The following is a 13,103-nucleotide window of genomic DNA, read 5'->3' on the forward strand; positions in this document are numbered from 1 at the left end:
AGGGGTATCAAGTTTATAATACAGGTATGATTTACCGAAAACGGTTTCTATGACTTGGAAGCGATTACTTCTATTAAACAGATGAATTCAGAGGAGACAAAATTATGATAGCTGCATTAAATCTGGAAGGTGTCTGGAAACTTCAGCTCGATGAGCATAAAGTGGAGAATGGTCTGAATTTCTCAGACGTTATTACTTTACCTAATACAACTTCTCATGCGGGCAAAGGCAAGAAAAATGAACAGGTGTTAATCGGTGCGCTGACGGATGAGTATTTGTTTGAAGGATATGCCTGGTTTTCACGTGAGATTGATATTCCCGAACATTTGGCGAATAAACGTTGTTTCTTGCACCTGGAACGAACACGAGTAACCACAGTTTGGATTGATGGGGTAGAATGGGGCACGCAAAACAGTCTAAATACACCTCATCGTTACGAGTTGGAGGCAGGGTTAACGGCTGGGACACATACGATCACGATTCGAGTGGACAATACCAATTATCCAACCAAAGGCGGGCATCTTACATCTGAAGACACGCAGACCAATTGGAACGGGATTACCGGGAAGATGGAATTTCAATTTTTTGAGCGTGTATTTCTGGATAATGTGCAGGTCTACCCTGATCTTGCGAATCGGTCTTTTGAGATTAAAGGAGCACTTGTCGGTGAGCTGAGAGGAGTACATATCGTCATATCCGCTGTTGCTGTCAGTGCAGATCCGGTTCATACGACGAAGGAACAGATTTTCATTCCGGATTCGCAGGAGATTGGGCTGACATATAAGATTGGCGAAGATGCCATGTTATGGAGTGATGATGAGCCTAATCTGTATCAGCTTCACATTCAACTGCAAGACGAGAACGGGGAAATACTGGACTCCACCGAAGTATGGACAGGATTACGGGAATTCCGGGCAGCTGGGGACAAATTCACGATTAATGGTCGCAAAACATTTCTTCGGGGCAAACATGACGGACTGATCTTTCCGCTCACGGGATATGCGCCAACCGATGTGGATGAATGGGTTCGCATTCTCGCGATCTCCAAGTCTTACGGCATTAATCACTACCGTTTCCATACCTGTTGTCCTCCAGAGGCTGCTTTCATTGCGGCTGATCTGCTCGGCATCTATATGGAACCTGAGCTTCCGTTCTGGGGAACCATTACGGACGAATCCTCGGATGCACACAATCAAGCAGAGCAGGATTACTTGATCAGCGAGGGGTTTGCGATGCTGCAAGCTTTTGGTAATCATCCTTCGTTTGTCATGATGTCCTTGGGAAATGAACTTTGGGGCAGCAAGGACAGATTGAATTCAATTCTGAAAGCATACAAAGCATATGATCATCGTCACCTATACACCGAAGGCTCCAACAACTTTCAGTTTGTACCGGACATTCTGGAGGAAAGTGAATTCTTTTGTGGGGTTCGATTCTCGAAAGAGCGTCTGTTCAGAGGTTCGTATGCCATGTGTGATGCGCCGCTAGGACATGTACAGACCGACTTGCCCAACACATTGAAGGATTACGATTCGAACATTGTACCTGAGCAAGGTAGTGATGCTGGCCCTGCTGCTCAAACGGGGGACAAAGAGATTCAGATTCAATATGGCACAGGTTCCAAAACGGTGCAGGCTGAAGCCGGAAGTGATCAACTCATCTCACATGTACCGATCATCTCGCATGAAATTGGACAGTATGCCACGTTTCCGAATTTTGAGGAGATCAGCAAGTATACAGGCTCTCTTAAAGCCAAAAACTTCGAAGTGTTCAGAGAGCGTCTGGAAGCCAAAGGATTGGGACATCTGGCAGAAGCCTACTTCAGGGCCTCTGGCAAGCTTGCAGTCGCCTGTTACAAAGAAGAATTGGAAGCGGCTTTTCGTTCGCAGCAACTAGCAGGTTTCCAACTGCTGGATCTCCAGGATTTCAGTGGTCAGGGAACAGCGCTGGTAGGTGTACTGGACGCATTCATGGATTCCAAAGGCATGATTACACCTGAAGAGTGGAGAACGTTCTGTTCCGATGCGGTGCTGCTCGCGAGATTTCCCAAATATAATTATCGAGCTGGTGAATTATTCGAAGCGCGTATTGAACTAAGTTACTTCCGGAGACAAGTGTTGGATGGACTTCAACTGAAGTGGGAGCTACTAAGCGAGCAGCAACAAGACGGCATCCTTGTAGAAGGGAGAGCTGACCTACCAGCGTTCAATGGAGAACATTATGTGAGTATCACGGATCTTAGCATTCGTATTCCTGAAGTCTCCAATATGACCAAAGTGGAGCTTAGAATGTCCATTCCGGGCACGGATATCCGTAAGTCTTATGACTTGTGGATCTACCCCGGGCAAGTCGAAGTGGGTCTGAGCGGTCTTAACCTCTTTACCGAACTTTCGGAACAAGCGCTGGGTCTGCTTGAAAAGGGGGAGGATATTCTACTATTCCCGAATCCTGATCAGATTCAACACGCGATCCAAGGTTTCTACAGCACCGACTTTTGGTCTTACCCTATGTTCCGATCGATATCGGAGAATATGAAAAGAGAAGTTCCTGTGGGCACAATGGGCTTGTTAATTCAACAGGATCATCCGGTCTTCGAACATTTTGTCACAGAGGAGCACTCAACCTATCCGTGGTGGAGCATCGTTTCTGAATCGTCATCCATCATTCTGGATGAGTTGAATAAGGAGCTGCGGCCAATCGTGCAGACCATTGATAATTTTGAACGAAACCACAAGCTCGGCCTGTTGATGGAGTTTCGGGTCGGGAAGGGTAGAGTGCTGATGGGAGCGCTGAATCTGGAGCGTCTGATGACTACATTGGAGGGCAGACAGTTGTTATACAGCTTCCAGCGCTATGTACTAAGTCCGGCCTACCAGCCAGCTGCCCGCCTGGAAGTCGAGGAACTTCGCAAGTTGTTTAACTAAGATATAGGGAGAAGAAGTGTCAGGTTTCCCTTAATTATGCCAATGAGCCCCTTCCGCGAATGGAAGGGGCTATAAGACACGCAGATTGAATCGGTTCATTCTCCCATTAAACGTTAGATGAACCTGCACTTTTTAGGATTACATTCCAATCTTCTTCTTCAAAAAGTATGTTGTCTTTCTCCTCTGTTACTCCGATCCGGACCTCAAGGATCACCATCCTGGTTTCAGCCAGAATAGAAAAGAGACTCTCCTTGGTAATCGCGAACTGATTGCCCATGCTCACTTGCATGACCTTTCTGTTGACAAGCACTTGCCCACTGCCTGCAAGCACGGTCCATGCTCTCCACCCAGTTCTATGCCAGTTCAACCCGATATGTTTGCCCGGTAGAACCGTTATGTTTAATGTGGTTACTGTTGCACTCTCATCTTCTAACGAACTTTCAATGACACGATAACTGCCCCAGGTTGCTTCGCCATACATCGGTTTTAGTGGCAAGCTACCCAATTGCGCTTTAATTTCATTTGAATTATTTTTGTTGGCAATGAGAATGCCATCCGGACTTGCGGCAGCGATAATACCTGGCACACCAATGACTTGGATGGGGTAGGGAAGCTCGTTAATAATATAGGAATCGGAGGAAGAACCCGAGATTCCACCGTGTCCGATTACATGGGTATCTAACTGGGCGCACAGCGTATCCCAGCTTCCGATATCCTGCCACACTCCCTTATAAGGCAGGACTACGGCCCGCTGTGCCTTTTCTGCAACATGCTTGTCAAAACTGCGTTCAGGCAACGCTTCATACAGGGACGACAATTGATCATAATGAACCGGAAGCCCCATTTTTTTAATATGGGATATCATAAACGCGACGGTGAATGCGTACACACCGCAGTTCCATAGTGCCCCACGTTGTAGCAGAGTTTCAGCAATGGTGGTTTCGGGTTTTTCTATAAATTGTGTTATGGGCGCATAAGCATTACGTTCTTCCCCACCCGGCAGGATGTATCCATACTGTTCTGAAGCATGTGTAGGCCTTGTCCCAATTAAAGCGATATCGGCTTGAGAATGTTTCAATATATCCGGCAGTAATTGGAAGTTGCTGAAAAAATCTTCACCTGCGAACACATCAGCTGGAGCGATACAGATTACATCGTCATCTTTGGCCATTCGGAAGGATTGCAGATATAACGTCGCTAAGGCAGCCGCAGTAAAAGTGCCTCTTTTATAAGGTTCCCCAATGACTGGTATTTTGCCTTGAGTATGTCGTGCCGTAATATTAGCCTGATCCTGATGTGAAATAATGAGTGTTGAATCTGTTAGGGATGAACTGCCAAGCTGACGGCATACTCTGCTGATCATGGATTCCCTACCTCCAGCGTGTGATGGAAGTATATCTATGAACAGCTTGGAGCGAAGCTCATTGGATAAAGGCCAGAGCCTTTTGCCAGAGCCGCCGCACAGCAATACGATATGCATGGGCTTCCTCCTTACGCTCAGGGAGCTTTACTATAGATTTTCCGTTTATGAAAGGAAAGAGAACGGTATTTAAGAGCCAGATTACGGATTTGTTGCTCTTTTAACGAAGAAGCGTTCACATTCAGACTTTTATTCATGGAACTTCTAAGGGCCATGCTGCCAGGGTTTTTCGTATACATAAAATTGGCATACGTTTCATACTCGGAGAAACCAAACTGCTTTTTCTTATTGATATTGGAGATGATCGCTTTGTACCATGGCAGCTTATGAACATCTTCAATTTTCTGTTTTAAGGCAGCGAGTTTCGATTTGTCGAACAGCATATAATGGGTGACAAAAGAGCGGGGACGCGGAGCTTTCATGCCTAACAACTTGCGGTAGGTATTGAAATATTCCGGCTGGCTCCAGTCACGGCAGTAAAAGACGGTTTTGCCTTCTACAAGAAATGTATGAGGCTTAATCAGTACGGTATCCGCATCCATGACTAAAAAGTGCTTTGCCTTCACAATGGAATCTCCGTTCATTTTGAGCAGCTGCTGATATAACCAGCCTGACCGATTCCATCGGGAGGACTGGTAGTGTATCTCGTCTTTGGTTAGAGGCAGGACGGATCGCTCATTAACAAAAATGCAGTTTTTAAGGGAACAAAGTTTTCTGATTTTGGAGCTGACCGGAGAAACAATATATATGCTTCCGATGGGATGCTTCACGTAACGGCGAATGTTATCAATGACGTGGGGAAGAGTAGCCAGATCTTTCTCGATCGCTGGTATAAGAACATCAATCTTGGGCGCAGCATTTAACTGCATTCCACGCTGAACGGACATCTTCTCAACTCCTTGCACATATCGTTATGACTTCTTCCATGGTATGTGTGCAAAAGTGGTTTGGTCAGGGCATGTGCTAATATACATTTTTTACGAATAGGGGCTCTTGTAGAGGGTTCCTATATCGGTATGACATATAATGCATGCAGGATCTTGATCAAACAGCAGGCTTTGATGCGGCTGCTGAAGGAAGAATGTACGACATGGGAGTTGATAAATTGCAGCCATTAAGAAGCAAGTGGTTAAAAACAAAATTGATTATTAATAATGAATCTATTAAACCGTTTATCCCAGACACACAGAAATATAACAAAACGAATCTGAAATCCATGATCAGCAAGTATGGAATGGTCTATGTTAAACCTGAGAGAGGTACTTTCGGGATGGGTGTCATTAAGGCTGAAATGGAAGATCATCAACATTTTGTCTATCAGCATGATCAAAAACGTCTGACTTTTAACAGCTTTGAATCGTTCTATACCAGTCTGACACGTTTGGTGAATAAAAGAAGCTATCTGATTCAGAGAGGAATCCATCTTCTTAAGCACAATAACAGACGTTTTGACATCCGAGTCATGATACAGCTAAGCCCGACCAAGCAATGGGAAGCTACCGGAATCATCGGCCGACTGGGTCATCCAAAGAAAATCGTAACCAATTATCATAGTGGTGGTACACCGATGGATATTCACAAGCTGCTACAATCACATGCATCCACTAAACGCAGGAATGAACTGGTTAAGGAGATGAATGAGCTTAGCCTGCGCATAGCTCGTCATATGAAAAAAAAGTACCCGTATCTAATGCAAATTGGTGTAGATATCGGCCTTGATCATAGTCTGAAACCCTGGATTATTGAGGTAAATGTCAAACCCGACCCATATATATTCAATCAATTAAAAGACAAGACAATGTATCGCAAGGTAATACGATTTTACCGCCATGCTGTGCCCAAAAAAACAGAATAACCGACCGGACTTTTCATAGAAATGGCTGGAGAAGGTTTCAAGTTCAAGAGTCGCCAATGTGGCGACTTTTTTTGTTGATCTGCGTTTTAGGGTCGGAATAATGCATCTCATCCTAATTCGACACTGAAACCTATGCTAAAATAGTATATTCGAGAGTGAAATTCAGAGTCGATGTTGATGAAAGGCGGATGTCCCTCCATGTTTAATATTGCAATCTGTGATGACGAGCAGCAGCAGCGAGATCGTGTGAAATCAATGCTGGTCTCCTTATCTCTAAAAACCAATTTTGATTTTCAAATTAGCCTATTCACATCTGGAGAACAACTGCTCTCACACTACAGAGAGGTTGGGGATACATTTCATATTCTCATCTTGGATGTGGAGATGGGTGGAATGAACGGAATCCAGACCGCTAAAGAGATCAGGAATATGAAGTTTCTGGATGTACAGATTATGTTCTTGACCAGTTACCCGGAATACATGGTGGAGAGCTTCGATGTCATCACTTTTCAATATCTGATCAAGCCAATACAGCCGCAAGTTTTCGAGGAGAAGATGATTAAGCTGTGTCAATATTTTCAGGCATTGGAGAAAAAGTATGTGCTGATCAAGTCAGACTATGATGAATTGCTGCTGAAATATGATGACATCCTCTGGATGGAGGTCGTCAAAAGCTTAACGATCAAGAACAAGTTGAATGTGGTGACACGAGAAAATGTGCATGAGACCAAAGGTGTTTTATCCAGCTATGCTTCCGGTTTGAAAGACCATGGTTTTTTACAGATTCATCGCTCGATTATCATTAATTTGATGCACGTGCAGAAGTTTTCCGGTACTCAAGTCGTTATGTTAAATGGGACGGAGCTGCCCATAGGCAGATCCAAGATTAAGGAAGTCAAGGATGCCTATACCAAATACATGATTATGAGGGTTCAGTAAATGGACATGTATATGATGTTTTCTATCATCTTCGTGACCTTACTTATGGCTTTCCAGGCAAATTTTTATTTTGACTCTGTGTTGGGGAAGTCCAAGCGGAAGCCGCGTAGAGCAGTCTATTTCTTGGTATTTGTGCTGTTGGATTACTTTTATTTGGCAACTTCCTTCTCGGACCTCGTTTCGACGGGGGTAGCTCTGCTATTAATTTTCAGTCTGGCACAATCCTATGAAGTGGAGTTTAAAATCAAGCTTGTGTTTACCATCCTGTATGGGGTTCTGATTACAATGGCGAATACGATAGCTGTATATATTCTAGGCGTTTTGGAGTCCACTGGAGATTTCATCTCATGGGAACAGTTCAATGGTGAAAATCACTGGATTCTCTCCAAGGTGATGCTGCTTGGTTGCAGTATCATGTTCATTGTTATTCAAATTGTACGTCTAGTCGCCAAACGCAGAGGTTTTGCTGTGCATTATCGTTATTATTTGCTGTTTCTTATTGTGCCCATCATTACGATCTATCAGATCAATGTGGCTTCCATCTATAGTGAAAAAAATTTGTTTTACGTCTTTTCAGTACTGGGCTCTCTTTTTCTCAACGTGTTCATTGTTTATGTATTCGATAATATGGTGGAAAAGGTACAGCTCACACATGAAAATACCCAGTTACAGCGTCAGATGGATTACCAGGATGCCAATTATGAGAAGACCGTTCATAGTTTTAAAAATATTAAAAGCATCATCCATGATATCAATCAGCAATTTCTGTATATAGATGAATGTATCAAACGTAACGAACTGGCGGCAGCAGGTGAACATATCCAGTCTACATTGAATACCATTGAAGGTGCGTATCAGCGGGTGAATTCCGGCAATCTGGTCATTGATGCTCTTGTTACAAATACCCTGGCTATGGGGCAGGCAAACGGAATCAAAATCGACACCAAAATCCAACTCCACTCGCAACATATCCAAATCGATCGTTATGATCTGTGTGTGGTGCTTGGTAACATGCTCGATAACGCAATTGAAGCCTCCAAGAAGGTTAGACAGGCGGAGGATCGATATGTTCTCATTGCCATTCACTCCACATCTTCTGCACTCGTCATTCAGATTATGAATCATGTAGAGAAACCGATCGTTGAGTTGAAAAGTGAAAAGCCAAATCCCGAGTACCATGGCATCGGTCTAACCAATATATCGAGAATATGCGAGAAATATGGCGGACATATGAGTATTGAACATCCGTATCGGAAGTTTAACAACATGGTCGTGCTTCCGTTTCACACCGACAATCCCTGAACATACCGTTCGGGGATTGTTTTTTTCCATTCAGGGTCCAATTGCGTTCGATCTGTCATTTCCCGGATATGATGAATTCATTCATAAGAACATTTGAGGGAGGACATTGGGATGAAAAAGTTAATTAGTCTTTTATGTACAGCCGTGATTGTAATTACACCGATGACAGATGTCAGCGCAAAGGAGAATACCAGTACAACGATTGAGACACGGGCGGAGCAGATCGCCACGGAGATGGTGCAAAACTACGGTGTCACCAGTGTGCAGTATGCGATCAGGGACGAAGGGAAACTCATTTTATCAGATAGTGTTGGATTGCACGACAAGGCATCACAAAAGCCAATAGACAAGGAAAGCATGTACGGCATAGGCTCGGTTAGCAAAATGGTTGTTACGGCAGCCGCCATGAAGTTGGCCGATTCCGGCAAAATAGATCTGGATGAGCCGCTTACTTCGTATATCAAAGACTTTAAGATGGCAGATCCGCGATATACTCAAATCACACCGCGCATGTTGATGAATCATTCATCCGGTCTTTACGGTACACATTATGGAAACAGCATGTTGTTTGACGATAATGACACCCGCAATCATGACGAGCTATTACTCAAACTCCAGTCCGAAAAACTGAAATCCAAGCCGGGAGCCTATTCCGTCTACTGCAATGATGGCTTCCAGTTGCTGGAGCTTATGGTGGAACGGGTGAGTGGGTTATCCTACAGCGAATATATCGACCAGTACATCAGTGAGCCATTGAAGTTGGAATCAACGAAGACGCCAATGGATGACTTTGATAGAAATCAGTTATCCGAAACCTATTGGCCAACACTTGCAATGAAGATGCCGACCGAAAATGCAAACATTATCGGTACAGGCGGAGTGTACTCCACCGCAGAGGAGTTGAGTCAATTCGGAGAGGTTTTGATGGGGAATAGACCGGATATTCTGTCCGAATCTGCTGTGAAGGCCATGCAAGCTCATGAATATCGTAAGGGCATCTGGGTATCAGATGAGCAAAATACGATCAATTATGGCTTGGGGTGGGATGCGGTGGATCTTGCACCGTTCAGCGATTATGGGGTTACCGCACTTGCCAAAGGCGGAGATACCATGATGTATCATGCCGTGTTAATCACGATACCTGAACATGATATTTCAATGGCGGTCTTATCTTCCGGTGGATCTTCCGTTTACAATCAGATGTTTGCCAGCAAAGTGCTACTGGAAGTTCTGGCGGATCAAGGTATTATTGACAAGGTGAAGCCCGATCAGACCTTCTCGTCACCCGATAAAGTGAAGATGCCCACAGAATTAAGCACGTACTCCGGTCTCTACGGTACGGTAGGAGAGACGTTGGATATAAAGATCGAGGATGACGAGTTCAAATTGCCTGCATTGCTGGGTGGAATTATTCCAGAGCAGAACTATGTGTACACAGGGGATGAACATTTTACAAGTACAGATGGCAGCGTGAAAGCCAGTTTTGTGAAGGAACGTAATGACAAGGTGTATGTTAAAGTTCAGGCCGTGATAACGTTACCTGGGATAGGCCAAACCGTAATGAACACGTATGATTATCAAAAACTGGATCAACATGCGCTGGACGCAACAACAAAAGAGAAATGGACAGCTCGTGACGGCTCGAAATATTACGCACTGGATGAAAAAATAACATCGATCTTTTATCTGCTTCCATCGATGCTGATCAAAAATCTGTCTGTTGATGCCCAAAATGGTTACGCCAATGGCACGGAAATCTTGGATGCGAATAATGCGAAGAACATCGCCCAGATTCCTGTGATGAACGGAAGAGATGCTTTCGATCTACAATTTTACACGAAAAATGGTGCCGAGATTTTGATCCAGGATGGGCAGGAATACATTGCAGAGGATGCAATTACGCCAATCTTTGGTGGAAAAAAAGGAATTACGACTATCCCGGCTAATGGTCAAGCAAGGTGGTATGCCATCGATTCCCGATCGGCGAACAAATCCATCACGGTGAATTCTCCGAACAGCGGAGGTTACGCAGTGTATGATGATCAAGGAGTAGTGGTTGATTTCTCTGTAGCAACCAATCAGGAATCAACGAAGCTCCCGAAAAGTGGTTTTATCGTTTTTGGTGGCAACGCCGGTGATGTATTCCAGATTGAATTAAAGTAAAGCAGGGACCTCATTACAAAATCACGTTCCCAACGTTGTCACATAACTAATGTCGTATTCAGGAAGTCGCCAACTGGCGGCTTTTTGATTTTTAGAATAATTTAACAATCGAGTAACTTTTCGGACTCAATGCTCGTTATATTTTATGTAGTTATATATTAGGCTCATTTATCACAGGAGGAATCACTTTCTATGATCAATCGACATAAACGTCACACAATGAAGCATTATAAAAGAAGTGCAGGCAGACCCATCATTGCTGGTCTTACTGCCGGAATGCTGATGGTTCATGGAGTCATCGGCGTACTGCCATCTCAGGCACATGCTGAAGCATCGGATGTATCCATCCGTAACTGGTATTCGTATCAGCGAATCACTGTACCTGAACTGAAACCTACTTGGACAGCAAATGTAGATAACTATTTGAATATGAATGAGACGTACATCGGAGCAAGTGCCATTGCAGAAGAAGGCAAAGTATTCACGTTTGCTGGATCGAAGTTGGTGGCACTTGATGCGACAACAGGTAAAAGGCTCTGGACTTACGGCAAAGATCTGACACCTTATATCACCTATCAAAGCGGCGTCCTTTACGGACTGACCAGTGATCATAAGCCTTATGCCTTGAATGCAAAAACAGGCAAAGCAAAATGGCAATCTGTCACATCCACCTGGATTGATACGGTTCAACGTACAGAAGTGTTGGTGCCAACAATGGATACGCTCTACGTGATTAAAGGAAGTACAACGTTTGCACTGGATATCAAGTCAGGCAAATTGCGTTGGTCGGCAGATGAACCATTAGGGGAAGGTCATGGTACTGAGTATCTGGAAGAAGCTAATGGTGTGGTGCTGAGAACTTTTTTTGTTCAAGGAGCACTTACATCCACTCAGCTTAATGCGTACGACAAGAAAACAGGCAAGAAGCTATGGGGTCATTTTGGTCAGGGGGAGGCTCTTCAGATCAAAGACGGTCTTGTATATTCAGCGGATTACTATTCTCCAATGTTGGGAGATGATGACGAATCTTCGCCTGAACGCAAATGGAAAGTTAATGCGTACAACCTGAAGACGGGTGTGTTAAAAGGAAGTCAGGAATACACCTGGAAAATCCCTGGTGATCCACCGTATGAAAATGGGTATGGCGGAATTTTTACGAATAAAGATAAACTATACATTTTGCAAGGGGATAAAATAGCCGAGTATTCATTGACTTCAACCAAGTCTGAACCCACGCCACTTCGAACTTTTCGTAGCCCTTATGGAGAAAATATGGTGTGGGTTGGCATTACACAGGAACGGTTGATCTTCAGGAACGCCAACACGGGAGAGCTCACAGGCATTAAGCTGGCTAATGGTCAGGAGGTACAGTGGCATGGTGATGCCCCCGTTGCTCAGATCGATGTTTACGGTAAAGGAATGTATCGAGCGCAACGTAACGGCACCTTACTTGCACTCAACATGATGACGGGGCAGCCTGCTTTTCGAGTATCCACTGGTGGTGACCTGCACAACACGACGTTGAAGACAAACGGAATGATTATTATCCAGGCTGAAGGCAAACTTCTTGGCGTTAAGCTTCTAGCATCGCTGAAATAATTGTTTCAGAATGAAAATTATAGGGAGAAGACCGGATCATGGCATAGCTTGCGCCTCTAATCCGGTCTTTTTTATTTTTGCGCGTAAAATACCGCAAAGTCCAAGGATTTGTACATGCAATCAACCACAGGAAACCCCGCTTCTTCCAACCACATAAACTGATCCTCCAGCGTGGCATTGATATCCACCTTGCGTCTTTCGATCGAAGCCGAGATGGCTTCCTCAGACAAGCCACTTTGATGAATTGCTTCTAACCAGCGCTGGCGATAATAGGTGTCCGTATCGGGAGTTCTTCCCTGAACCTGATCTGCGTTGATGAAGCGGCCACCTGGTTCTAACAGCTTATGTACAGTTTCAAACACCTTTTTCTTGTCAGCGTGGGTCAGATGGTGAATAGACAGGGAGGAAATAATCATATCGTAGGAACTGGTGAAGTTGTAATTTGAGTAATCTCCGACCAAGTACTCTACCTGTGTAGTATCAGCAAACCTTTCACGTGCCCCTTCGAGCATCTGATCGCTGATGTCGATCAGGGTTAATCGTGCGTTGGGGTACTTTTGCAGGACCAATCCGGAGAGAAGCCCCGTTCCTGCACCGAGATCAAGAATACGTGGCGAATCGAGCGAACATTCCATTAGCTTCAGAGCCATTCCATAGAAATCATCAAAGCAAGGGATAAGTTGTTTTCGCTGCACATCATAATCTTGGGCTACCTTATCGAACAGCTGCTTTACTGAGAATTCCATATGCTCATCACTCCTTGAGGTTTTCTCCATAGTTTACAAACTGGAAGGAAACAAGGGAAATACCGATTATGGATAAGTTCATAGGCTGGAGCTATGGGTTCCGAGTCAAAAGGTCGCCAACCGGCGGCTTTTTTCAGATTGAACGGAAACGTTAA

The 13,103-nt window shown here is 44.4% G+C and carries 9 protein-coding genes; 6 read left to right on the forward strand and 3 right to left on the reverse strand.

Features of this window, described 5'->3' with window-relative positions:
* Positions 1–104 precede the first annotated feature (104 nt).
* Positions 105–2,924, forward strand: coding sequence for a glycoside hydrolase family 2 TIM barrel-domain containing protein (locus MKY85_RS14065; protein ID WP_342573009.1), 2,820 nt, complete (start codon positions 105–107; stop codon positions 2,922–2,924).
* A 106-nt stretch (positions 2,925–3,030) separates the two neighbouring features.
* Here MKY85_RS14065 and MKY85_RS14070 read toward each other — a convergent pair whose 3' ends face one another.
* Both MKY85_RS14070 and MKY85_RS14075 read right to left on the reverse strand, forming a co-directional pair.
* On the reverse strand, positions 3,031–4,404 hold the full coding sequence (locus tag MKY85_RS14070; protein ID WP_342573011.1) for a sugar phosphate nucleotidyltransferase: 1,374 nt from the start codon (positions 4,402–4,404) through the stop codon (positions 3,031–3,033).
* A gap of 17 nt (positions 4,405–4,421) precedes the next feature.
* Positions 4,422–5,231, reverse strand: coding sequence for a DUF6492 family protein (locus MKY85_RS14075; RefSeq protein WP_342573013.1), 810 nt, complete (start codon positions 5,229–5,231; stop codon positions 4,422–4,424).
* Positions 5,232–5,434: 203 nt separating this feature from the next.
* On the opposite strand from MKY85_RS14075, the gene MKY85_RS14080 reads away from it, so the two are divergent.
* The 5 genes from MKY85_RS14080 (at position 5,435) to MKY85_RS14100 (ending at position 12,202) form a co-directional block, all read left to right on the forward strand.
* Positions 5,435–6,199: a YheC/YheD family protein gene (locus MKY85_RS14080; protein WP_342573015.1), complete on the forward strand. Its 765-nt coding sequence runs from the start codon at positions 5,435–5,437 to the stop codon at positions 6,197–6,199.
* Between the two features lie 198 nt (positions 6,200–6,397).
* Positions 6,398–7,138 (forward strand): LytTR family DNA-binding domain-containing protein, encoded by a 741-nt coding sequence (locus MKY85_RS14085; RefSeq protein WP_339242535.1) that lies wholly within the window; start codon positions 6,398–6,400, stop codon positions 7,136–7,138.
* A complete protein-coding gene (locus MKY85_RS14090; protein ID WP_342573018.1) occupies positions 7,139–8,440 on the forward strand; it encodes a GHKL domain-containing protein in 1,302 nt (433 codons plus the stop codon).
* A gap of 111 nt (positions 8,441–8,551) precedes the next feature.
* A complete protein-coding gene (locus MKY85_RS14095; RefSeq protein WP_342573020.1) occupies positions 8,552–10,603 on the forward strand; it encodes a serine hydrolase domain-containing protein in 2,052 nt (683 codons plus the stop codon).
* Between the two features lie 192 nt (positions 10,604–10,795).
* Entirely contained in the window at positions 10,796–12,202 is a 1,407-nt protein-coding gene (locus MKY85_RS14100) for a PQQ-binding-like beta-propeller repeat protein (protein WP_339261069.1), read from the forward strand.
* A gap of 71 nt (positions 12,203–12,273) precedes the next feature.
* Here the strand turns inward: MKY85_RS14100 and MKY85_RS14105 are convergent, their stop codons facing one another.
* Positions 12,274–12,948 carry a methyltransferase domain-containing protein gene (locus MKY85_RS14105; RefSeq protein ID WP_339261071.1) on the reverse strand — a complete coding sequence of 225 codons (675 nt, stop codon included), beginning with the start codon at positions 12,946–12,948 and terminating at the stop codon, positions 12,274–12,276.
* Between the last annotated feature and the right edge of the window lie 155 nt (positions 12,949–13,103).

Source organism: Paenibacillus sp. FSL R5-0749 (genome assembly GCF_038595085.1).
Classification (GTDB): Bacteria; Bacillota; Bacilli; order Paenibacillales; family Paenibacillaceae; genus Paenibacillus.

Excerpts from the sequence above, each read along its gene's own strand:
- MKY85_RS14065 (WP_342573009.1), top strand. The coding sequence starts at position 105 with ATGATAGCTGCATTAAATCTGGAAGGTGTCTGGAAACTTCAGCTCGAT.
- MKY85_RS14070 (WP_342573011.1), bottom strand. The coding sequence starts at position 4,404 with ATGCATATCGTATTGCTGTGCGGCGGCTCTGGCAAAAGGCTCTGGCCT.
- MKY85_RS14075 (WP_342573013.1), bottom strand. The coding sequence starts at position 5,231 with ATGTCCGTTCAGCGTGGAATGCAGTTAAATGCTGCGCCCAAGATTGAT.
- MKY85_RS14080 (WP_342573015.1), top strand. The coding sequence starts at position 5,435 with ATGGGAGTTGATAAATTGCAGCCATTAAGAAGCAAGTGGTTAAAAACA.
- MKY85_RS14085 (WP_339242535.1), top strand. The coding sequence starts at position 6,398 with ATGTTTAATATTGCAATCTGTGATGACGAGCAGCAGCAGCGAGATCGT.
- MKY85_RS14090 (WP_342573018.1), top strand. The coding sequence starts at position 7,139 with ATGGACATGTATATGATGTTTTCTATCATCTTCGTGACCTTACTTATG.
- MKY85_RS14095 (WP_342573020.1), top strand. The coding sequence starts at position 8,552 with ATGAAAAAGTTAATTAGTCTTTTATGTACAGCCGTGATTGTAATTACA.
- MKY85_RS14100 (WP_339261069.1), top strand. The coding sequence starts at position 10,796 with ATGATCAATCGACATAAACGTCACACAATGAAGCATTATAAAAGAAGT.
- MKY85_RS14105 (WP_339261071.1), bottom strand. The coding sequence starts at position 12,948 with ATGGAATTCTCAGTAAAGCAGCTGTTCGATAAGGTAGCCCAAGATTAT.